The sequence below is a fragment of the Desulfosediminicola sp. genome, assembly GCF_048381775.1.
Taxonomy (GTDB): domain Bacteria; phylum Desulfobacterota; class Desulfobulbia; order Desulfobulbales; family Desulfocapsaceae; genus Desulfopila; species Desulfopila ganghwensis.
Genome location: NZ_JBLXGE010000011.1, coordinates 1 through 23,550, shown reverse-complemented (window position 1 = coordinate 23,550; position 23,550 = coordinate 1). Strand labels below are relative to the sequence as shown.

Here is a 23,550-nt window from a genome sequence, read left to right as displayed (position 1 = left end):
TCGATTTTGACCAAAATCCCTATTATCGGACAATCTCCTAGAACGCCTCATTAATACTCAGATAAAATCCAGCGTCATCACGCCCGATACCGAGATCCGCCCTGAGATTCATACGCTCCTGCAGCTCGAATCGGTACCCCACACCACCATTCGGCAGATCATTTCCACTAAAATCATCGTAGTCTTCACCAATGAATCCCATGCCGACCCAGGCCACCATGCCATGTCGACCAAGCTCACCAACAGAATTTTGAAACTGATGCCGATACTCCAGCAGACCATACATCATAGTCTTATCCCGGAAGCGCCCCCAGGTGTACCCCCGTAAATCGAAAGGACTACCTACCTGGGACATCTCTCCCCATGGTACCTCACCGGTGGTATACCGAGTGCTGATATTCCAGGCCAGGGTTGTTCCCTCACGCCAGAGCGGCAGGTATTGCCGGTATTCCGCCTCAATCACATCATAGTCGTTATCCGAACCCAGTGCCTCCAGGTAATGGGTGGTCATAAAATTCAAATAGATTCCCCGCCAGGCATTCACCGTTACATCGCGCGTATCATAAGAGAGAACGATACCGGCTCCGACATTGGTGTTATCATCGCCGAACTCTTGAAAAGTAGGATCATCTATCATCCCCGGAGCCTCATCGTCTGATGAGGTATGGTTCAGATCAAAAACAGCTCCCAGGAACAGGTCACCAACTGTGCGGAAGGCTGCCACCGGTGTCAACTGGTACCATGTTCTATCGTATTCGGTTGTCAAAGGGCCGTCATCCACATCAAGACCGTTATCATAGCCGACTCCCCAGTAGTTATCAGGCATATCCTTGAACCAGAATTCGACGTTTACCCGCAGGTTGTCATCAAGCCAGAAAGAGTCGAGAAATGAACTGATGGTCATAGAACTGTTGGTACTGTATATGAAAAAAGTAGAAAGTGATGACCGAGGCATATTGGGGTTATCCGGCTCCGTGGAAAATGTCAGTAAGCCACCAAGGGCTACTCCAAATTCCATTTCCGGGGTATACATTGGGCCAACTATAGGGGAAAGCACAAAATTGCCTGTCTCTCCTAGCGGGTAACGCAGAAAGTCACCTTCCTCCTTCTCCTCCCCGCCAAGGGCAACCCCCGTCAAACCAACAGTCAGCCACAGCGCCGCCGCTGCTACCGACCCGTTCCTGAAACTGGTCATAACTACCTCTCAAGTCGTTCAGTTAAATCCACTTTTATCTCTTACGCCCTATCCTTATACTATTTTGCTGCAGCTTTTACCGCTGCCCTGAGTTTATCGGCATGTCCGTTGACAGCATCCCTGCGAATCAGGATATCGGTAGGACTCACTTTTCTGCCGTAATATGCACCATTCAAACCATCTCTGGTTTTAACCACTGCACCATCCAAAGAGACCCCCGCAAATACCCCCTTGGCCCTGGCATACGATATGATGTCTGCAGTCTTGGCCTTGGCTCCAACCCCAACCGGGCCCGCAGCCAAAGTGACATCAGCGCCAAGTTTAAAAGAACTGGTGAGCATGCTCTCCATACCCCTCTCCGTCATGACCATCAGGATGATCTCTGACGACTCCGCCCCAGCCTGCAAACCAATCGAAAGACTCCCCAGGGTATAGAATGCGGGATAACTCCATTGTCCTGTTTTTATATCCCGGGCCAGTAACACTCCGGAGCCGCCTGCACCACCCACCAGAAAGGCACCTTTCAGATTTTGTGGGATTATCAGAACTGCCTGCGCCCTGTATACATTTTTTCTAAACCAGTCCAAATCCGGATCAGCTGTAAAACTGGAGACAACAGTTGTAGATTTTTCCACCAAGGCTTCTGCTTCAGCCTGTTCCTTTGGCTTCGCCTGGCACCAAACTGACACAAAACAATAAATTGTAATGACTGACAATATTATGAAAAACTTTTTCACTGTGCACCTCCCTGAAAAATTGTTTCATAAACCAGCTCATTTTGGCACGTCCCAGGCTGCGCGATCAATCTTGCCTGAGCCATATGCCAAATTCATCACAAGAGCTGACAACCTATCCTCAATTTAAAAAATCTCAAAACACACCTCATTCATGATAGGTCAGCATTACATTTCATGCAAATAACTGTCTCGACTGGTGATGTATCTCCGTCCTCTTTCGCTTTGCAACCATTTGATGGTACTTCGGCCATAAGCACCAGTCGCCGGTTCATGCGGTTGGCAATCAAGGGCAACCCAACCACAATTATCAGGCCATGCAGGAACTGTAAGCCCGCACCTTTTTTCAATTATTTCTTGCCCTAAACTTAACCGTTGCGATACCCTTTCCCTAGCGCAAAAATACAAGGTTCGGGATTTTTTCTGTCACCAATTCCAATATACTTTCGTAATATTTATAAACAGGTAGAGGAGTTATTCATGGTGTTAGAGTTTACGGGTAGGCGTTGAAACAATATATCGCATATGCGGATAAGCAGATAGAGGGTGCTCGTTTGCGGCAGGAAGATAGCCTGTTGGTGGTTGAGCACGTCAAACTTGCCGCTGAGCAACCAGGAACACTACTGTTAATCTGTGATGGAATGGGTGGTCACACCTCTGGAGGATTGGCCAGTAAACTGGTCACCTCGACCATAGCGCGAACGTTCCACCAAACCCATGGCACCATCCCACAGAGACTTAAGAGTGCAGCAGAATCGGCAAACGCTGCTATTGCCTCACGTATTGTCGATGATCCCCGCCTCAATGGCATGGGAACCACACTTGTAGCCGCCTTTATCTCCGATTGGAATATCTACTGGTACAGTGTTGGTGACTCCTCTTTATGGTTGATTCGCAACAACCGGTTACGACGCCTCAACGAAGACCACTCCATGGCGGCAATGTTGGACAAACAGCACAAGAGAGATGAATTATCTACTGATACAGAATACTTTCATGGACGACATTTTCTCATGTCCGCCATCAACGGCAAAGTACCGGACATTGTAGATTGTCCGAGTCTCCCATTCACGTTGCAGGAGGGTGATCAGTTACTGCTTGCCACCGACGGCATTGAGACACTGAGTCTCTCACGTTTAAACGAAATACTCACCAAGACCTCTCAGCTACCAGTAGCCGGAAGCCTGGATGCTATTTTCGAGGAAATCAAATTTCAGAATCATCCACAACAGGATAATGCAAGCGCAATTCTGGTTCGCATTGGCTCAGGTGCCGACATTGAAAAGCCCCAACTATCCAGACATAGCACTTTGTTACCCGGCAGACTCAAGACCATCCGCAGGACAATCATGCATGGAGTAAAATCGAAGAAAATCATGCGTATTTTTATGATCATAGCTATGATCATAATTGCGGCACTGATAATAATTCGCCTGATAACCTAGCCTGCGAAGCAGTATCATATCATGTTTCAGATGTTGTCATTGAGTACCGGAAGTCTCATCTCCGGCAAGGCACTCATGAAGAGAGAAACGCTACGTGACCGACGAAGCTGTACAGTCAGGAAGTTGTAACAAGAAGTTCTCAAATATATGAGAAATGTGACATAAAACACATTAACCAACGCAAAAACCACCTCATGATTTTAAGCAGGAGGATTTAATATATGTCTATCGCAAGTTTTTTAATCGGATTAACAATCAAAAGATCTGCACAAAGGTTTGAGCAGGCAACCGCTCAACCGATGGTTATGCAGGAGAACAAACTGTTCTCCATACTCACCAGAAATGCGAACACGGAGTATGGGAAAAGATACGGTTTCTCCTCTATCAAAACCATAGAAGAGTATCAAAAACAGGTTCCGGTAATGACATATGAGGATATCAAACATGATATGCAGAGAATCATAGTCGGAACCAAGAACATACTAACCGCTGAAGATCCGGTGATGTTTGCCCAAACCAGCGGTACAACGGGCGATCCCAAATATATTCCCGTTACCCCTTCCTGCCAGGGCCAGGAAACCAGCGACCAGATGCGCGCCTGGACCTACCATTGCAAAAAGGATCACCCGGACATATTGGAGAAAAAAGTGCTCTCACTGGTCTCTCCCGCCGTGGAAGGTCACACACCTTCCGGGATGCCATACGGCTCCACCTCCGGGTTGATCTATAAAAATATGCCTGCACTTATTCGCTCCACCTACTCAATACCTTACGATGTTTTTGAGATCGAAGATTACGGAGCAAAGTATTTCTCCATTATGCGGATCTCCCTGGAGCATGATATCCGCTTTTTGGTCACCGCCAACCCATCATCGGTGATCAAGATGTGCGAAAAAGCCAACAGTCACAGTGAAGAGATTATTCGTGACATTCATGACGGCACCCTCTCTGCATCCTTTCCCATTGGAGCCGCTCTTTTTGAGTCGATATCCAAACGACTCAAACCCAACCCGAATCGCGCCAAGGAATTGGCTACACTCCGTGATCTTCGCAACGGGGAACTACGCCCTGCTGATTACTGGCCGCAACTCAGCCTGATAGGCTGTTGGAAAGGCGGTTCTGTTGGTCATTATCTGAACCGCTTCCCCCACTGGTTCAACCCGGAAGGCGGAAAAGAGATTCCTGTACGCGATATCGGCTACCTCTCCAGTGAGGCCAGAGGCTCCATTCCGCTCAGCGATGAAGGCAGCGCAGGCGTCCTTACAGTGGCGACCAATTTTGTTGAATTTGTTGAAGTGGAAAACCTGGAAAGTAACCGCAATAATCCCCAGGCTTGGAATTTCCTTACTCTGAAAGACGTTGAAATCGATCGGGAATACTACATATTCTTCACCACCACCGCAGGCCTCTACCGCTATGACATTAACGATGTGATCAAAGTGGTTGGATATTACAATGAAACCCCCAAGATCATCTTCTTGAGAAAAGGTCGGGGGATGACCAATATCACGGGTGAGAAGGTCAGCGTCAACCAAATCATCAGCTCCTTCCAGAAGGCCAGTGAGGCGACCGGCATCAGTGTAGACCACTTTAAAGCCGAGGCAGACCACAAGAACAGCCGCTACATTTTCCGGGTTGAATTCACCACCAGAGTTCAACCGGAGCTCGAACAACAGTTTATCCGTGAACTCGATAATCAGCTCAAATCAGTCAACATCGAATATAAAGCGAAACGGGACTCGCAGCGCCTTGACACACCTCTTATGCATGTAATGCGTGAAGGTTGGTATGAACGGAACCGCAAGCGCATGGTTGAAGGCGGTATGCGTGCCTTTCAGGCCAAAACAGAACTACTCAGCCCCAATGTTCTGGCTACCCAGCAGATCAAGCCGGAACTGGAACGAATAGTGGAAATCGAGCAGTAGGCGTAGCAGGTATTATTCTGATGATCACTAATAAAAGAGTTTTACAGATAAAGGGTGGCACCTATACGCCACAACCAAGCAACTGGATCACTACCGCCAGAATTGTGGGAGTCTCCCTGTTTGTCTTATCCCTGCTGGCTGGCATCGGTTACTGGACCTCTCACGCCGTCCGTGAAGCAATCGTCAATGTTTATGCCGCAAACCTTACCACCATTCTTGATGCGGACGTGGAAGCACTCGATATCTGGGTTCACAACGAAATGAGTTTTGCCAGATCTCATGCCCAGGACCCTCTCATTGCCAGAGAGACCATGGGATTGATCGAGATTCACCAGAAACAGCCGGGGGACACAGACAAGCTCATTAACTCGGAAAGTTTTAAAACTCTGCAGAAACATACCCTGCCAATCCTTGAAGAAAAAGAGTATTGGGGCTATTTCATCGTAGACCGGGCCGGTTACGTTTTAGCGGCAAGTATCCCGGTTCCGTTTACCGGCTTAACCATCAACCCGGAAATGGCTGAAACAGTCGCCAGAGTTTTCAACGGGGAGACAATCGTGAGCAAGCCGCAACTCTCCGGCATTTACCTGCCTGAGATACAGTTAAACCAAAGCCAGCCGATCATGCTCTCCTCAACCCCCATTTTAGCTGCCGACGGAACGATCATCGCCGCCCTTGCACTCGCGCTCAACCCGGACAAAGACTTCACCCGCATCCTCTCTGTAGCTCGAATGGGTGACTCCGGCGACACCTATGCCTTCGACAAAAACGGTTTCCTGATCTCCGATAGCAGGTTTGAAGACCAGTTACGTGAAATCGGTCTACTCCGGGACCTGCCCGATGTCCGTTCAATTCTCGCTATTCAGATTCGCGACCCCGGCGGTAACATGACCAAAGGCTTTACCCCGGAATTGCCGATTGAAGAGCTCCCGCTTACCCGCATGGCAGCTTCCGCAGTAGCGGGCAATTCTGGAGTCAATGTCAAAGGCTACCGGGATTACAGAGGAGTCGAGGTTATAGGTGCCTGGCGATGGCTGGATGAATATGGCTTCGGTGTGGCCACAGAAATCCCCAAATCCGATGCATTCAAAGGACATCGACCGGTAATAATTGCCTTTTTCGGTTTATTTAGCCTGGTGATCATCAGTTGTCTCTGGTTTCTCTACTCCGCACGCTCTATCCAGCGCCTGCAAAGCAAAATCGACTCCTTCCAACAACTGGGACAATACAGACTCATCAAAAAGATCGGTGAAGGCGGCATGGGCAAGGTCTATCAGGCACGGCATGCGCTGCTGAAACGCCCCACCGCAGTGAAATTTTTAAAACCCGATGCCATGGATGATGAAACGGTTGAGCGATTTAAACAGGAAGTGCAGTTAACTGCCAGCCTGAGCCACCCGAACACTGTGCAGATATATGACTACGGTAAAACAGAGGAAGGTATTTTCTATTACGCCATGGAATACCTGAACGGCATCAACCTGGCCCAATTGCTTGAAATCGAGGGCAAAGTACCTCTTGAGCGAGTCATATACATCATTAAACATGTCTGCTATTCTCTGGAGGAAGCCCATAAAATAGGCTTGATCCACCGGGATATCAAACCGATGAATATCATGCTCTGCATGCGGGGCGGCAGATATGATTCACTCAAGGTTCTCGACTTCGGCCTGGCCAAAGAGCTAAACCGGCAAAGTGATCTGACCCTGACCACCCGTCAGGGAATTATCGGAACTCCCGCCTACATTGCCCCGGAACGCTTGAAAGGGACCAGAGAGATTGATATTCGCTCAGACTTCTACTCACTTGGTTCAGTAGCCTACAACCTGCTGTCTGGTAAAGACGTCTTTGACACCGAATCGCCGGTTGAGATCTGTTACCATATTATTAATACCGAAGCTCCCAGTCTCAGCGAGAGATTGGATTATGAGATACCCGCTGAATTTGAACAGCTTATCGCCACTTGCCTCGCAAAAAACCCGGATGAGAGACCAGCCAATGCGGCAGCCATAATCGCCGCTTTGAAATCACTTGAAGAGAAATACTGCTGGAGTGAGGATGACGCCCGACAGTGGTGGCAGGCGAATGAGAAGAGAATTAACGAGTTGCTGCCGCCGGGATAATACCTATGTGCTGGTTAACACTGGCTGCGATGCGATATGTAACTGCAGGAATCAAGGTCCTGGGTCCTGTTTGACAGATTCATTTTTAGCCCTCAACCACTTACAATTACACAGATTCTTGAGCATCTGAAGATCTCTGTAAACATTTCAGACCTTCACCTGTAATAATCGAGTAGCGGTTTTCAATATTGGTGACAACCACACCCGTATCGTTCATCACTTTCAGCGCCTCAGCCACTGTTTCCTGGCGGACACTGAGGCAACGTGCAATCGTATCGGAATCCATAACATCCGGTGAGAGATTGTTATGGATGTTGTCGGCCAAAACCTGCAGTATATTCTTTTGTATCTCTAAAACCGTCATACATTCCTCCTGGATTCTTATCCTTTCCTGCTCGCCTTGCCAAGAGTAAGGGAGTCAATCACCGGGTACCACAACGGACCGGCCTGGAAACAAACGCGGTAAACCTGCCGAGTGAGAGTATCGTGCAGTAATCGGCGCCGCTTTTGCGCACTGGAAACCTTCCGGTACACGGCGCCACGATCCATTTCGCAAGGTGGTCAACTCGGTATGCCCTGCTCGTTCCAGCCGCGCAACTGATAGTAATCGCCGAGCATGAACTCCATCTCCTCCCCGGTGAGCGAGTCGCCTCCCTGGAGGGCTTCCTTGTGCAACCGCTTCGGCAAGCGGTCGTATTCTGGGAGGAATCCTTCCCGGATATTAAATTTCTTTGTCATATCACATATGTTCGAAGAAACAGTTCGCAACATCTCCTTGGAAACCGGCAGGCCCGTAACCAGACCGATGGACTTTTCGAGCTCTTCCCAGGAGTAGAGATCGCGGTAAAATCGGCACAGCGTGAGGGTGTCGAAGATGTTCAGACGGTCTTCATAATCGATCAGCATTTCTGCCTTGTCCCGAATCTGCTCGGGCGGAATGAGCCCGGAAAGTTCAGGTTTGTAAAAGGTCGTCCTGAGATGACAGGCACCCCTGGGGGAAGTACCGAAGCTAAGCCCCATGCCCTTCAGCTTTCTTGGGTCATATCCTGCGGGCTCCAAGCCCTTTACATGGATGGCCAGGTCTTCCACCCCGAGTTTTTTCGAGGCGGGGATAATGCCGTCGGCAAGAATGTCCCCTATGCCGTTTCGAGCGCCGATCTTCTCGACAAGTTCGATCACCTTGTCGGCGTCGCCATATTCGATATCGTAATCGGTACGCTGCCGCGCCTTACCTTCCATGAGCATGGCACAGAGGTTGCCTGCGGTGATGGTATCCATACCAAGGCGGTCACAGAGGTCGTTGAGGTAGGCAACCTCCTCCATCTCTTCGATCATACACAGGCCGCCGAAAGAATAGATGGTCTCATACTCCGGCCCTTCCAGCTTAAGGTCCTTGTGGCGCCCTTTCTTCAGCCGGGCAAGGCGTCCGCAGGCCATGAAACATTTGGCGCAGGAATGAGCCTTCACCTCGTGCTCGCTGTGATAGGTTTCACCGCTGATCTTCTCCCAATGCTCACACTCGCCCTGATTCCAATACCTGGCGGGAAAAGCGCCTACGGTGTTCATCAAAGCGACCATCATGGTCGTTCCCATTTTCCTGTAGGCCTTGACACCGGGATGCTGCATATTTTCCTTTGAGAAGGCCTTAGCATAGTCAGCCACCCCGTCCGGGTCGGCATACCGCCGCTTCCTGTCGCCCTGGAAGACAATAGCCTTGACCATCTTGGAACCCATCACCGTGCCGACCCCGGTCCGGCCGGCGCAGCGCCACTTATCGTTGGCGATGATGGCGAAATTAACAAGCTTCTCCCCGGCCGGCCCGATGACGACCGCACCAACTTTACGATACCCCTCGACGTCCTTGGCGAACTGTGCCACTGCCCGCTCTTCGGTGGTAAAGGTATCCAACCCCCATAAGTCGGAAGCATCGTGAAAATCGACACCGTCCGGATAGATGGTCAAGGCGGTGGGGCCACCCGCTTTCCCTTTAAATACGATCGCATCGAATCCGGTGGAATCAATCGCCTCAGGTACCCTCCCGCCGGAGTACGACTCCGTATACAGCCCGGTCAGTGGGGATTTGGTGAAGACCCCGTAGCGGCTGCCCCCCCAGAGTCTGCCACCGCAAAAGGGTCCCGTCGCAAAGATAAGGTGGTTATCTGGCGACAGAGGCTCGACCCCGACGGGATTGCGATCGACCAGCAACTGCGTTGCCAGCCCCTTCCCGCCGAGACATCTGGTCAATACCTCGTCGTCAATATCTTCAATGACGAAGGTCTGCTCCGTCAGGTCGACCGTCAGGATACGATTGTGAAATCCGTACATGTTATTTTCTCCTCTCAATGAACTTCCTGTCACCCACCCGCGCAAACAGGCAGGTGACGGCTGCGGCCTACAGGTGCGACCGATGGTTTTACTGGCTGACGGCCACCATGCCACCTTCCAGTATCTCCAGGCCGGCTTCAAGCTGCTCATCGGTGATTACCAACGGCATCAGGAACCTGATGACATTGCCATAGGTTCCACAAGCGAGGATCAAGAGGCCACGGTCAAAGCAATATTTAACCAGCGCCCTGGTCTCATCCGGCGCCGGAGTCCTGGCGGCCCTGTCCTTGACGAGCTCCATGGCAATCATCGGGCCCAGGCCGCGTACGTCGCCGATAATCTCATATTTTTCCTGCATCTTCTTGAATCTGTCCTCAAGAGTTGCTCCGAGTTTCTTTGCCTTCTCCAGCAGATTTTCGCTCTCGACGATGTCAAAAACCGCCAGCGCCGCCTCACAGCAGAGCGGATTGCCACCATAGGTGCCGCCTATTCCCGATGGGTGAACCGCGTCCATAATCTCTTTTTTGCCCACCACGGCTGAGAGCGGCATGCCGGCAGCGAGGCTCTTGGCGGTAGTGGTGATATCCGCCTCAACCCCGTAATGCTCCATGGCGAACATGTATCCCGTCCTGCCGATTCCGGTCTGGATTTCGTCGGCGATCAACAACACATTATTTTTCTCGCAGATCTCCTTGAGCTTGACGAAATATTCTTTGGGCGGGGCGATGAAGCCACCTTCGCCCTGAACCGGTTCGACGATAATGGCGGCGGTCTGCTCCGGTGCTACGGTATTAATAAATATCTGTTCCAGATGCTCGGCGCATTCAAGGTTGCAGCCTGGATATTCTCTGTTGAACTGACACCTGTAACAGTTGGCGAAAGGCATCCGGTACACTTCCGGCGCGAACGGCCCGAGGCCGAATTTGTACGGCTTGATCTTGGAGGTAAGGCTCATACCCAGCAGCGTCCTGCCGTGGAAAGCGCCATCAAAAGCGATGACGGCAGGCTTCTGGGTGTAATATCGAGCAATCTTAATCGCGTTTTCAACCGCTTCCGCACCACTGTTGGCAAACATCGCCGCCTTGGGGGAATCACCGGGTACAGCGTCGCACAGCTTTTCCGCAAGTCTGACCGCAGACTCATAGGGAGAAACCATGAAACAGGTGTGGGTGAACTTTTCCGCCTGGGCCTGAATAGCCTTGACGACTTTCGGATGGGAGTGCCCCACATTCATGACGGCTATACCACCGGCGAAATCGATATACTTTTTTCCCTCAACGTCGGTGATAAGGGCACCTTTGGCGTAATCGACATATGAGCTTGTGCCGCTGACGTTACCTTTTGCTATATACTTGTCGCGAATTGCCTGCAGGGCGCTGTTGCTTTTGGTCGGTTCCATGTGTTCTCCTTCCGGTAATGGATTGCTGTCGGTAATAAAAACGTTGTATGTGCAAACCCAATAGCAAAAGTAGTGCCAAAAGAACAACTTTCAATTTATCAGCTAGTTACGTGAAAATCGCTGATCAAACCTCGCATCGCAAATTGCTTTGATCCGTATTTGGATCAAACATGGGGCTAAGCATCGGATCAGGGTACGTTTTTTGATTCGGAATCAAATCAGAAGAGAGTTATTGCCAGTAAAATCTTATAATCACGCGATATATCCAACAGGAATGGTGATTCAGATATGTATCAGAATAGAGCGAACCGGCCTGCCGCCATTGACGAAGAAGATCGTTGCCGATAGCCGGGATTCTTCCTTCGTTTTCCCTGCACGAGATCCACACAGGGGCAAGGGCACTGCATTACCGGGTTACTGAATATTATATTGCTTGAGCTTTCGAACCACCGAAGGCTGGCTTATTCCCAGTTTTTTTGCCATCTCCCTGGTGGTGGGAAACTCCTGTTTTGCCCTCAGGAGTATCGTTCTTTCAAGCTCCTGAACATTTCTGGTCAGGTTGAAACTTTCAGGCGTCGAGCCGGCCGTCATGCGCTTTCGGCCTTGGGGGCAATCTCCCTCAAGGCTGATATGAATAAATTCATCGGCCGCACCGTTTTCAGATAGCGCGACGCTGTTTTCGATAATATTTTTCAATTCCCTGATATTACCAGGAAAAGCATAGTGCATAAGGGCCTGCATTGCCCCTGAGCCCACCCTGGCAGTGCATGAGTATTTCTCGTTGAATCTGTCGAGATACAGCCGTACCAGGCCCGGTATATCTTCCTTTCTTTGCCGCAACGGCGGCAGCCTGAGAATGAAGCTGCTGAGCCGGTAATAGAGGTCTTCCCGGAAACGTTTTTGTTTAACCAAGTCCTGCAGATCCTGGTTGGTAGCGGCGATGACAGAGCAGTCCACCTGGATCAACTCGGTACCGCCGACCCTGCGAATCTCGTGGTTATCCAGGTATTTTAAAAGCTTTGCCTGCAATGCCAGGGGCATATCACCGATCTCGTCGAGAAACAGGGTTCCGCCCTGAGCCATTTCGAACAGACCGATTTTCCCCTGCTCGTTCGCCCCCGTAAAGGCACCCTTTTCGTAACCGAAAAGCTCCGCCTCAAGCAGACTCTCCGGCAGGGCTGCACAGTTGATCTCCACAAAGGGGTTCGATCTCCTGCTACTGGTTTTGTGAATGAATTTTGACAGCATACTCTTGCCAGTTCCCGACTCCCCGAGTATGAGGATGTTCGAAGCGCCGATGTTGGCAAGCTTGAGCGACATCTGCAGGATATTACGCATATTTGGCGCTTCAGCGACAAACCTGTTTTGCTGCAGCTCAAGCAGGGAGAGGCCGGAGAGTTCTTCCCTGACTTTTTCTTCCACTTTCCGACTCTGTTCGAATTTCTTCCTGAGCGTGTTGAGTTCGGTAATGTCCCGTTCGTTGACGACGATGAGCGAAATACGGCCGTTCTCATCCTTGGACGGTGTTCCGGTACTCAGCAGATATTTTTTGGTCCTGGCAATATACTGCATTACCGTTTCCCGTCTACCGCTCTTGAGCACCTTGGCCGTTACGGAATGATCGAAAACCCCCTTACCAACGAGATCCCGGATGTTGCGCCCGATGATCTTCTCCTCCTTGATGCCGTTCAACATCTCCGAAGCCCTGTTGACCCGGACAACAGTACCATCCTTGTCACAAACCCATATCCCGTCTGATGAGGAAGCGAATATCGCCTCCAGCTGGTTATTGATCGTCTTCCGGCTTATCGTATTCTGCATGTCGGTTTACCTTTGCTCCATAAGCAAACATCAGTAAAGAAGCTGCGGAACAAAATCGAAACCGATGTCTCCCGCGCCCTGCCTTAGCTCTAGCCGGCCTCGTTTTTTTTCAGTCGTTTATGAATCGCCTGCCGCGATATCCCCAGCAGTCTGGAGGCTCTGCTCTGGTTGTTGTCGGAAATGGTCATGGCCAGGTTCACGGCATAATCGGTCAGCTCGGTGAGGGTCGGGAAATGGCCGAAGATCGATTCCAGTGAATTGGTCCCCACTGAAACGGGCTCTTCGTTGCCCGTCACGGAAGCCGCGCCCTCCAACCTGTCCAGGATGATCGTGTCATTGAGCACGTCAAACTCGCAGAGAGCCACCGCATCAAAGATATATGCTTTCAGCTCCCTGATATTACCAAAAAAAGGATGACGGCAGAGGAACTCGACCACCTCCTCGCTGACTGAGGGAACATTCTTGTTCATGATCCCGGCCGCCTGCTTTAAGAGATGGTCCACCAGAAGTGGAATATCTTCTTTTCGTTCCCGCAGGGGAGGAACCTTGATCAGATGGGTACTCAGACGGTAATAGAGGTCCATCCTGAACACCCCTTTCCCGCCGGCCAGCTTGCTGAGGTCCTTGTTGGCGGCGGTAATAATCCGGGCATTACACTGTCTGGGCTGATCCGATCCCAGCGGATAATAGATGTTTTCCTGCAACAGCCTCAGCAGCTTGACCTGCGAGGTTTCACTGAGATCCCCAACCTCGTCGAGAAAGAGCGTTCCATTGGCCGCCTTCTCGATCATCCCGGGTCGGGGATGGTCTGCACCGGTATAGGCCCCTTTCCTGTGCCCGAACAGGGTGTCGGAAAACAAGGTGTCGTCGAGGCCCGAAACATCGACGGCGACAAACTCGCCGGGGAGATTACTCACCTCATGAATAGCCCGGGCAAGGAGCTCCTTCCCTGAACCGGTCTCCCCCAGGATCAGGGTCGGCAGTCCGCTTGTCGCCGTGGCTTCAATATATTTAAAAATCGCGTGCATGGCGCCGCTGCGCGTCACGATGGCATCAAAAGCGGTATTGGCGTTTCGCTCCTGCTCAAAACGTATCCCCTTCAGGGAGAGGACCTCGTTTCTCAGCAGTCCTATTTCCAGAGCGTTACGGAGCGCAGAGCTGAAGGTCTTGAGGTCTATCGGCTTGACGAGATAATCATGGGCCCCGATCTTGAGGCATTCCACAGCGGTCTCTATTTCCGAATTGGCAGTGATGATGATCACAGGGATATGCGGTCGTTTTGCCCGCAACGCCTTCAACACCTCAATACCGCTCACTTTCGGCATATTCAGGTCGAGAAAGACGATGGACGCGCGGTTCGAGTCGAGGGTTTCGAGGACTACGCTGCTGTCGTTTAGAGTGAAAATATTCTTCACGCCCATGGAGTGGAGCAACATCGCGTACGCGTCCAGCTCCGTCTGCTCGTCGTCGACCAGCAAAATCCTGCTGTTCTTCATTTCGGAGGTAATCATTGCGCATCATCCTCCATTACTCTCTTCAGGGTGATGGTAAAAGCCGTCGAACCGGATTCACTAGCCACAGATATCTTTCCATTCATCTCTTTTTCCACTATCATTTTTGCCATGTATAGACCGATGCCCGTTCCCGACTGGGATGATTTGGTCGTATAATAGGGATTGAAAATATGGGGCAGGATATGTTCCGGAATGCCGGTGCCGTTGTCCCTGATCTGGATGGTAACGAACTCATCATCGCCACCGACCATAATCTCCATCTTTTTTCGGAGCGATTCCTCACGCTGACTGTCCAGTTCTTTGAGGGCATCCCTTGCGTTGGCCATAATGTTAACCAGCACGTGGACGAATTCACTCTTGTAGCCGTAAACCGTAATAGTACTGCCCCCTGTCGTGTTTTTCACAAGCAGCTTAATGTCCGCGTCCTTGATTTGTGCCTCCATCAGCTTTACAGCGCTCATTATCACATCAAATACGTTGAACAAGCTCTTGATCTTTGATGGTTTGAAGAAATTGCGGAAATCATCGATCGTCTTCGACATGAACTTTATCTGGCCGTCGGCTCCGCAGACAATCTTCTCCACAAATCCCCTGGACAACATGTCGTTGTATTGTGCCGCCTGGAGACTGGATATGTAGGTGGACAGGGTGTTCAACGGCTGTCGCCACTGGTGGGCGATGATACCAAGCATCTCCCCTATAGCGGCCATTTTCTGTGCCTGCATCAGCTGGGCCTCGGCATCGATACGCTTGGAAATGTCCCGGATAGAGAAAAAGAGCAGCTTCTCCTCCTTGAGCTCAAATGATTTAATACTGACCGAGGCCGGGAATTCCGAGCCGTTGCATCGCAGAAACGACCAGCGAAACACCTGCTGCTCTCCTTTCTGCGTACGGGTAATAATTTCCTGGAGGCTACTTGAACTCGAGGCGCCGTCAGGCTGATAGGTTGGGGAGAGATCCAGCAAGGTCTTATCCAGCAGCTCATCCGCGGAGAGCATAAACATTTCCTCCGCCTTTTTATTGCATTCCGCAACTTTCAGATCCTTGCTGATCACGATCGCGTCGTTTGCGACATTGAACAGGGTCTGGTAGTAGGCTTCCACCTCTTTACGTTTGACGATATTCCATTTCAGATCTTTTGAGATCCCGGTCATCTCCGTCTCGTATTTCTGCAGGGTGGAACTGTATCGCCGACCAAGGATAAACACGACGGTGCTGCTGCCGACCATACTGAAAAGAACAATAAGGGCCAGGATACCGAGCGCCCGCAGGGTAAGTTCAACGGCAAATACCATTGTATTCTCCCTGGCGAGGCTTTTCGCCTCATCATACGGGGCAATGACACAGGAGAACCAGTTGGAGTCGGCTATTTGTTTGTAGGAGAGGAGATACTTCTTGTCCCCATCCGATACAAAACGGATACTCTGCGCGGCTGCACCTTCGAACCCGGAAATCCTGTGTTTGAGGTCCTTTTCTATCTTGAAGATCGACTGCCGCATCACATAGTCACGGTTCGGGTGGATAATGATCGTCCCTTCCTTTTCTACGATAAAAGCAAAGCTGTTCTGGCTAATCTTGAGCTTCAGCACGTTTTGTTCCAGTGTATCCAGAATCGTATCCGCGCCGATGACCCCCATAAGTTCACCGTCAATGAAAAGAGGTTTCACCATGGCGATGACAAATTCATAGGTGACGAGGTCAATATAGGGTGTAGTAAAACCGAGTTCCCCTATCTCCACTGCGTGCTTATACCAGGGCCGCCAGCGAGGGTCATACCATGGTGGAGGTTCCCAACCGGCCCCGTCGAACAATTCGCCTTCTTTTTCGGTACCGAGATAGACGTCGCTGAAATGCCCGGCTTCCATGGCCATTTGAAGAGGGACGTAGGTGTCCTTGTTTCTGCTAACTGCAGAAAGTGGCAGGGAAGCAACGGTCGCCTTCAGGATCTTTTTTTGCTGTTCCATCCAGATTTCCACGGTGTCGGCCGCTTCCGCTGCGATTTCCTGCTGGTGCCTAATGATGGTCCTGTCGGCAACATTGTGGGAGATCTGATAGGTGAAACCCACCACCACAAGCAGGAAGGCGGATAAAACAGTCAGTATGATTATGGTCTGTTTGGTCGGCAGCATTGACATTATTTCTCTGATACGAGTCACTGTTTTCTTTCAATCCGAACGCGATCTTCAAAAACCTGGAAGAGATAGCGTACTGTTTTCGTGTTTATAACTTTCGTAGCTGCAACACCTGCACCAAAAGTACGCTCTGAGCATTTTAATCCGCTCATCCGGCCTTCTTCGCTATGAAGTAGCAGCCTTCTGGCAGCCCATAATACGCTTACACAGTCTCCCCTCCACTCCTTGATCATTTTGTATCGATATATGAGTGATTTCCAGCATGCCATCCTATACTTGTCAACATTTCTTGACATTGTCAACCTTCGTTGACGCTTTGGTTGACTTCGCCACTTCGGCTCCACTGGGGTATAAAAGCTGTTTTTTCTCATGTAGATGCTGGACCAGCTACCATATCACCACACTTTCCAGCCTGGCACACTACTTGCTCAAATGATTCCGAGACCGCCTGAATTGATGAGAAACCCGGGCCAGTCTTCGTCTTGGCGCAAGCCGGTAAAAACCGGCCTGTCTGAATAGGGAGAAACCACGGCAACTTCAAAATACAAAGGCCGATTCCCCCGATATACCTTTTATGTAACGGAGATGATGATGCTAAAAGAACTTATGGGTGTAAAAAGGAAGCTTATCTGCTCGGTGCTGGTGGCCGGCTTAAGCATCGGCATGATGGCCCAGACCGCCGTCGCTGCAGAGCATAACTGGCGCTTTGCCAACCTTTATGGCCGCGGCACTGCTTTCGGGGCACTCTATGAGCAACTCGGCAAGGATATCGAAAAACTGTCCGACGGCAAGATCAAAGTGCAGGTTCTTTACTCGGGTGAAGGTGTCGGAACCACAGGCTTGCTGAGTGCGGCCAAATCCGGCCTGATCACCATGGCAGCACCGTTCCAGTCCATGCACGCCGGGGAATTCCCGGCCGGTGTTGTTGAGATCGGCTTGCCCGGTGGCACTGCGGATACTGACACATTGTACTCTCTCTTCCATGATAAGGGTTGGGATAAGGTCCTGACTGAAGCTTACGGTGAACACGGCCTTGTATGGCTCGAACCGTATATTCAGCCGCCAGTCTATGTACTCACCAAGAAGCAGATAAATTCCGTTGAAGACTTTAAGGGTCTCAAGATCCGTGCACCCGGAGCGTACGGCAAGTTCCTTCGCAATCTCGGCGCGTCGCCAGTATCCCTTGCATGGGGTGAGATCTATACCAGTCTCGCCACCGGAGTGATCGACGGTTCCATCGGTTCCAATATGATTGATCACCGTGACGGCAACCATGTAGAGGTTGCCAAGTACATGTATAAACTTCCGCTTGCAGGTGCTCAGGTACTGCCGATCCTTGTCAACCAGAAGGCCTGGAACAAACTTTCTGCTGACCTCAAGGAAGCAGTGTGGGAGGCCACCAGACTGCACGCCACGGCCCAGCTGGAAAAATCAAAGCAGTGGGAATCTGAAGCCGTCATCGAGATGGAAGTGAAAGGACTCAAGTGGAGTCCGATTCCAAACGACGCAGACAAGAAGGCATGGACGAAAGCCGGTGAGACCCTCTGGGAAGATTATGCAGGGGCCGACAAATATAGCGAGGAACTCATTTCCATTATGAAAAAGAGCTGATCCACCCTTGCTTTTCTTTTTTTACGTAGACGGTCGGTCCTTGGTGGTGAACCATAAGGGCCGACCCTGTCGGGAAAGGTACTTTCCCGCAACTACACAATACAGGTGTTGCTATGTTCGTCACTTGCTTGCGCTGGTTTTGCAGGACGGTCGACCTGCTCGTTAAATATGCCGGTTATTTCGCTTCTGCACTCATGCCGCTTCTTGCTGCAATTGTTGCTTTTGAGGTTTTCTCCAGATATTTCCTGAATCGCCCGACGGTATGGGCTTTCGACTTCTCCCTTTTTCTCTTCGGTTATATTGCCATAATCGGTGGTGCATTTGCCCAGCAGAAAGGTGGGCATATTACCGTCGATATCCTATATAAGAAAGTTTCCGTCAATACACGCCGGATATTTGATATCATCACCTTTTCCGTCGCGATCTTCTTTCTCGTCCTCATCGTCTACATCTGCTTCGACAAGGCGCAAGACGCCATTAAGTTCGGAACACGCCGGCAGAGCGAGTGGGCACCGCCGATGCTGCACTTCTGGATTATGACGATATCCGCCTGCAGCCTCTTTATCCTGCAGTTATGCAGAGACATCTTAGAGAACCTGTTTGTCCTGATTACCGGCAACCCACTGCTTGAGCGTCAGAGAATCAACATCGGCAGTAAAAAATCGGAGACTAACGATGGGAATTGAATCACTTACCGGAGTATTACTCTTTTGCATCCTCATTTTCTTCGCCCTGGGAGCCCCGGTAGGCCTGGCACTCGGCGGCATTGCCATGGGTGTTGGCTACCTGGTATGGGGAGAGGCCGTATTTAATGTCATCCCCACCACCATCGAATCAACATATTTCAGCTTCATTCTGCTGGCCATCCCCCTCTACATATACATGGGACAGTTTTTCACGAAATCGGGGATCGGCGACGCCATGTTCGACGCCAGCCAGATGGTCATCGGCCGGATAAGGGGGTCACTGGCAATCAGCGTCATCGTGGTCTGCTCAATGATCGGAGCCATGGTGGGCATCATCGGTGCCGGCATCATGACCTCCGGATCCATCGCCTTGAAACCAATGCTCGATCGCGGCTATAACCAGCAACTGGCCCTTGGCGTGATCATGGCCGGCGGCGCATTGGGCATTCTCATTCCGCCGAGTATCCCGATGATCATGTTCGCAGCGGCGACCCATAACTCCATCGGCAAGATGTTTATCGGTGCCTTGATGCCGGCCCTGCTCACCGTCACCATGCTGATTGCTTATGTGGCGATCAGCTGCCAGCTCGACCCCAAACGGGCTCCCATAACAGAAGCTGATACAGCGAACCGCAAAAAACCGTTGTTGGAGAAGTTCGCCATCGCCCGCGACGGTTTCCTGGCCGGGTTGATGATCGTGGTGGTCCTCGGGAGTATTATCACTGGAATCGCAACACCCACTGAATCGGGAGCCATCGGCGTTGTCGGAGCGGTTCTGCTGTCGATCATCTTCAAGCGGTTCAAGGCAGATATGTTCCTCAACGTCGGTCTGCAGACCTCCATCCTGGTCAGCGTGGCGATGTGGATCATTTTCGGGGCCTCGGTGTTCAGCAACTTTCACCTGCTGATGGGTGTACAGTCCATGGTCTCCGATTTCGCCCTGAACCTAAATTTGCCGCCGATAATGATCATCATCATGTTCCAGGTGATCATGCTGCTACTCGGCTTTATCATCGATGAGTTTATTATCGTACTCATGTGTGCGCCCCTGTTTACCCCGATCGTCGTTTCCCTCGGCTACGACCCGATCTGGTTCGGGGTGTTGATGATCCTCAACATCCTCATCGCGGTACAGACACCACCCTACGGGTTTGCCCTCTTTTACCTCAAGGGAATCGCGCCTCCGACAGTTGGCATGGCAACGATCTACCGCTCGATACTGCCCTTTATTACGGTAAACTTCATCGTGCTGGTCATCTGCATGATTTTCCCGCAGATCATTCTCTGGCTGCCAAACAAGCTTATGGGCTAGTGACACATTCCCCCGCCATGGCTGGTCATCTCAGGGGTGCGCTACTCTAATCGGGGCATCCCTTGTCACATATTCACCTGGCTACCCTCGCTGGCATATGGAACTTGAACCAGACGAACTCCATGGTCTGGGCACTTTACTCTGGGAACACGGGCAGTGATATAGCAATGATGCTGAAAGGATTTCAGGTGACGCAAATTTTTCTCTGCAAAATCATGAACAGAGCACATTTTCTGACATTCAGGACATGGATAATGGCTTCCCCGATCAGCAGCGACCTCAAGTTGGCGTTCGTGCGGTTTGTTTAAGAAATCTGAGTGCTGATTGATTAAGCGCCTAGTTTCCTGCAATCCCAGGCCTAGGACCATGATGCCGTTTGTGTTCATGCCGTCTCGATGTTGGTATTATGAAAACGGTAAATATACTCAATCCATTTCATGTCGTCGAAGAGCCATAAAAATAAGCACATACAAAGTCAAACTGTGAGCGTCCACCTAATAACGAGTTGATAACGTTTAACCAAGAAAATTGCTACCGGAACAGCCTCTTGACAGTATCAAAGAGACGTTTGGGTTAATATTTCAACTCCCGAATTGGTTACCAACAAGGTATGTTCGAACTGCGCTGACAGTTGATTATCCACCGTCCTTGCTGTCCATCCATCGCTCTCATCAATCGATGCTTCAGCCATGCCTGCATTGATCATAGGTTCAATTGTGAAAATCATACCAGGTTTCATTCTCGCGCCGCTTTTTTTGGGTGAAATATGATGCACTTGTGGTTCTTCATGGAACTCAACTCCGACACCATGACCGCAAAATTGATGTACAACACTAAAGCCGTGAGCTTGAGCATGTTTGGCAATAACAAAGCCTATATTGCCGAATCGTTTTTTAGGATAAACCTGCTCAATCCCTAATGTCAGACATTCTTTAGCAACCTGAATGAGTTTTTCAGCCTCCGCAGACACCTCGCCTATTGAAAACATACGGCTAGTGTCTCCAAAGTAACCATCAACTATAGTCGTCACATCAATGTTAAGAATGTCACCATCCTTTAGTATAGTTTCCTGGGAAGGTATTCCATGACAGATTACATTGTTCAGTGAAATACAAGATGACTTGGGGAATCCGTGGTATCCGAGAGGGGCGGGTATGGCACCTCTTTCTGTTATGTGTTTATAAATAAGGTCATCAAGGTACTCAGTGGACACCCCTGCTTCAACATGTTCTGAGATGTAATCTAAAGTTTCAGCTGCTAATTTTGAGCTTTCCCTGATTCCTTCGATCTGCTTTTTTGATTTAATGATAATTGCCATGCTTTCTATGTTCGCTCTATTATTTGTTTATTTCCCAAATCTCTTACAAACTGATCTTCCCATTAAAAATGGGCAGGCACCACCTTTAAGCCATAACTGTAGTCATTAATGCTTTTGACTAAAACTCGAGCCATTGGCACAAAAGGCTAATATTAAGAAATAGAGGTTATCAGTTAAAATTAATACATAAAATGTGGTGAACTTTCGACCACTAAAATGCGACATGGGCCACAAAGCATGCAATATACATCATCCACTTGTTCCGCTTCTTATTTCTATTTAAAAAGATCCTCTGAACCACACTTGTCACACTTCTTGCCTTACAAATCCATATTATCCTCAGTTCTTAGATTAACTTTCTTAATTGAAATAATAAACACCCCTTGTATACAATGCAATTATCATAGCTAGAAGAGCAGTATGATGGTGTTTGCACACGTTTAAGAGCTCTTAACCGCGTGGTTGATGAGGTAATTGTTGGCACATTCGTGAAGAACCTGTATGGCAAGTTCAGTGCAATGCTGATCATCGTCGGGTAGTTTACCAATTTCATTTAGTACGTCTATTGGAGTGAGGGAAAAAAGTTCTTCAGCTGTACGCCCAAGAGCAAGTTCCGCAGTAAAAGAACCTGCCAGCTGACTAGAGGCGCATCCGTTTGTTATATATGACGCTTGTTCTACCTTTTCCTCATTGAACTTTAAGAAAAGTTTAATCGTGTCACCACATTTTCCTTTAAGTGCAATTTGACTATCTGGATCATTTAATGGCCCGTTAAATTTTGGGTTTCGTCAACGCTCAAAACCTTTTTCCCCATATGCGTTTTTAGCGTCTTTAAATGACTCTTGTTGAAAAGAGTCCACGAGTGCGTCAAATTCGTCATCTGATAATCTTTTTTTATTACTCATTTCCATTGTCCTTATTTAAAAATAAATATTCCTTCGACCTCTCAAGTGGATTACAAATTTGTCCTTATGGGCTGGCAATCATGTAAATCCTTGCAATGAATGCTTCATTATTACGGTATCCCTTGCCGAACTTCGAGCATCCTGAAATCGGATATGAGGCCCTCAATCCTGGCATTTGTGAAGTTGACGTCCATCGCTGAATGACCTGACTACCATGCTTTTCCAGGGTAGCAAGAGCGCTTTTAACACTATCGGTGTATTGGAGGTCTTCCGATAACAAAGCGGCCTTTTCAATGAAGAGGTCAATTCGTTCTTCTGCCTGTTTGATGCTCTCATTATTTTTTATCCATGCCAGAGGCTCTTTGATCTGCCGTGCGGTTGCTGTCTCGCGCTTGTTTTCAAGCAGTGTGTGTAGCGCATCTACCTGCTGAGATGATAAGCGATTGTTTCGTCCTTTCTGTACTGCAAATACAGACGCTTTAGGCAAACCAATGCGACGGTTCCCGAGTTTTCGTGTGTCGTCATCTGCTTTGACAAACTGTGGTACAATGTAAAACCAATCAAAAGTGACTTGACTGTGGGCCAACTCGTCTTCTATACAGCTAAAAATAAACGGAGACATACCACAGACGACCTCAGTAACGTTGCAGGCTGAACCACATTTGCTCTCAAGGAAAGTACGAAATTCCTGAACAGTTATCTTTCCACTTCCAGAGGTTGCTGCAATCCCAGGCCCAGTACCATGATGTCGTTTGTGTTCATGCCGTCTCCATGTTGGTAATGTGAATATCGTGAATATACACAATTCCATTCATTTCGTCCAAGATCCTATTTTTTCTGATCAGGATCTCTCTCACAACAAGCACTGGGATAAACCCTTGAACATAAGTAGAATGACCACCTATCATTAAAATGATGCAAGATGAATTAGAATTAAAGAATAAGCAAGATACGTGAATTTGAATTTTTTATACGTCAGTATTAAAACGATACAAGCTACCATTGCGGGTAACACTTCAAGAAGCCAAGTGAAGTAATCACTTGGCTTAATTGCAGACCAGAGCAAAGAAAGAAAAAATATTGTTACCCATATATATTTCATATA

The 23,550-nt window shown here is 49.5% G+C and carries 17 protein-coding genes and 1 pseudogene; 6 read left to right on the top strand and 12 right to left on the bottom strand.

Annotation, left to right across the window (positions count from 1 at the left end; all coding sequences use genetic code 11):
• Nucleotides 1–37: 37 nt before the first annotated feature.
• Together ACN5NT_RS17125 and ACN5NT_RS17120 are read right to left on the bottom strand one after the other, a co-directional pair.
• Entirely contained in the window at nucleotides 38–1,195 is a 1,158-nt protein-coding gene (locus ACN5NT_RS17125; protein ID WP_419176240.1) for a BamA/TamA family outer membrane protein, read from the bottom strand.
• 59 nt (nucleotides 1,196–1,254) lie between these two features.
• A complete protein-coding gene (locus ACN5NT_RS17120) occupies nucleotides 1,255–1,830 on the bottom strand; it encodes a lipid-binding SYLF domain-containing protein (RefSeq protein WP_419176239.1) in 576 nt (191 codons plus the stop codon).
• A 605-nt stretch (nucleotides 1,831–2,435) separates the two neighbouring features.
• Here ACN5NT_RS17120 and ACN5NT_RS17115 point away from each other — a divergent pair.
• The 3 genes from ACN5NT_RS17115 to ACN5NT_RS17105 all read left to right on the top strand — a co-directional run bounded on the left by ACN5NT_RS17115 (nucleotide 2,436) and on the right by ACN5NT_RS17105 (nucleotide 7,422).
• Entirely contained in the window at nucleotides 2,436–3,374 is a 939-nt protein-coding gene (locus ACN5NT_RS17115) for a PP2C family protein-serine/threonine phosphatase (protein WP_419176238.1), read from the top strand.
• Nucleotides 3,375–3,595: 221 nt separating this feature from the next.
• Nucleotides 3,596–5,299 (top strand): GH3 auxin-responsive promoter family protein, encoded by a 1,704-nt coding sequence (locus tag ACN5NT_RS17110; protein WP_419176237.1) that lies wholly within the window; start codon nucleotides 3,596–3,598, stop codon nucleotides 5,297–5,299.
• A 20-nt stretch (nucleotides 5,300–5,319) separates the two neighbouring features.
• Nucleotides 5,320–7,422, top strand: a complete 2,103-nt coding sequence (locus tag ACN5NT_RS17105) for a serine/threonine protein kinase (RefSeq protein ID WP_136798385.1) — start codon at nucleotides 5,320–5,322, stop codon at nucleotides 7,420–7,422.
• 106 nt (nucleotides 7,423–7,528) lie between these two features.
• Here the strand turns inward: ACN5NT_RS17105 and ACN5NT_RS17100 are convergent, their stop codons facing one another.
• The 6 genes from ACN5NT_RS17100 to ACN5NT_RS17075 form a co-directional block, all read right to left on the bottom strand.
• The gene (locus ACN5NT_RS17100) at nucleotides 7,529–7,786 is read right to left on the bottom strand and encodes a hypothetical protein (protein ID WP_419176236.1); all 258 of its coding nucleotides are present in this window, start codon (nucleotides 7,784–7,786) and stop codon (nucleotides 7,529–7,531) included.
• A 197-nt stretch (nucleotides 7,787–7,983) separates the two neighbouring features.
• Nucleotides 7,984–9,747 carry an aldehyde ferredoxin oxidoreductase family protein gene (locus ACN5NT_RS17095; protein ID WP_419176235.1) on the bottom strand — a complete coding sequence of 588 codons (1,764 nt, stop codon included), beginning with the start codon at nucleotides 9,745–9,747 and terminating at the stop codon, nucleotides 7,984–7,986.
• Nucleotides 9,748–9,835: 88 nt separating this feature from the next.
• Entirely contained in the window at nucleotides 9,836–11,146 is a 1,311-nt protein-coding gene (gene gabT, locus ACN5NT_RS17090) for a 4-aminobutyrate--2-oxoglutarate transaminase (protein ID WP_419176234.1), read from the bottom strand.
• Between the two features lie 414 nt (nucleotides 11,147–11,560).
• On the bottom strand, nucleotides 11,561–12,967 hold the full coding sequence (locus ACN5NT_RS17085) for a sigma-54 interaction domain-containing protein (RefSeq protein WP_419176233.1): 1,407 nt from the start codon (nucleotides 12,965–12,967) through the stop codon (nucleotides 11,561–11,563).
• A gap of 89 nt (nucleotides 12,968–13,056) precedes the next feature.
• Nucleotides 13,057–14,478 carry a sigma-54-dependent transcriptional regulator gene (locus ACN5NT_RS17080; protein WP_419176232.1) on the bottom strand — a complete coding sequence of 474 codons (1,422 nt, stop codon included), beginning with the start codon at nucleotides 14,476–14,478 and terminating at the stop codon, nucleotides 13,057–13,059.
• On the bottom strand, nucleotides 14,475–16,616 hold the full coding sequence (locus tag ACN5NT_RS17075; RefSeq protein ID WP_419176231.1) for a cache domain-containing protein: 2,142 nt from the start codon (nucleotides 16,614–16,616) through the stop codon (nucleotides 14,475–14,477). The genes ACN5NT_RS17080 and ACN5NT_RS17075 overlap by 4 nt, the downstream gene beginning before the upstream one ends.
• Before the next feature lie 588 nt (nucleotides 16,617–17,204).
• Here ACN5NT_RS17075 and ACN5NT_RS17070 point away from each other — a divergent pair.
• The 3 genes from ACN5NT_RS17070 to ACN5NT_RS17060 all read left to right on the top strand — a co-directional run bounded on the left by ACN5NT_RS17070 (nucleotide 17,205) and on the right by ACN5NT_RS17060 (nucleotide 20,222).
• Nucleotides 17,205–18,224: a TRAP transporter substrate-binding protein gene (locus ACN5NT_RS17070; protein ID WP_419176230.1), complete on the top strand. Its 1,020-nt coding sequence runs from the start codon at nucleotides 17,205–17,207 to the stop codon at nucleotides 18,222–18,224.
• A gap of 113 nt (nucleotides 18,225–18,337) precedes the next feature.
• Nucleotides 18,338–18,910, top strand: coding sequence for a TRAP transporter small permease subunit (locus ACN5NT_RS17065; RefSeq protein ID WP_419176229.1), 573 nt, complete (start codon nucleotides 18,338–18,340; stop codon nucleotides 18,908–18,910).
• Nucleotides 18,900–20,222: a TRAP transporter large permease gene (locus tag ACN5NT_RS17060; protein WP_419176228.1), complete on the top strand. Its 1,323-nt coding sequence runs from the start codon at nucleotides 18,900–18,902 to the stop codon at nucleotides 20,220–20,222. The genes ACN5NT_RS17065 and ACN5NT_RS17060 overlap by 11 nt, the downstream gene beginning before the upstream one ends.
• A gap of 65 nt (nucleotides 20,223–20,287) precedes the next feature.
• On the opposite strand, the gene ACN5NT_RS17055 is transcribed toward ACN5NT_RS17060, so the two are convergent.
• From ACN5NT_RS17055 to ACN5NT_RS17040, 4 genes and pseudogenes are all read right to left on the bottom strand, one after another.
• Entirely contained in the window at nucleotides 20,288–20,590 is a 303-nt protein-coding gene (locus tag ACN5NT_RS17055; RefSeq protein WP_419176350.1) for a transposase family protein, read from the bottom strand.
• Nucleotides 20,591–20,778: 188 nt separating this feature from the next.
• Entirely contained in the window at nucleotides 20,779–21,540 is a 762-nt protein-coding gene (map, locus tag ACN5NT_RS17050) for a type I methionyl aminopeptidase (protein WP_419176227.1), read from the bottom strand.
• Between the two features lie 440 nt (nucleotides 21,541–21,980).
• A pseudogene (locus ACN5NT_RS17045) lies at nucleotides 21,981–22,313 on the bottom strand (iron-sulfur cluster assembly scaffold protein); the annotation flags it as partial.
• Nucleotides 22,314–22,509: 196 nt separating this feature from the next.
• Nucleotides 22,510–23,256, bottom strand: coding sequence for a transposase (locus ACN5NT_RS17040; RefSeq protein WP_419176226.1), 747 nt, complete (start codon nucleotides 23,254–23,256; stop codon nucleotides 22,510–22,512).
• Nucleotides 23,257–23,550 lie beyond the last annotated feature (294 nt).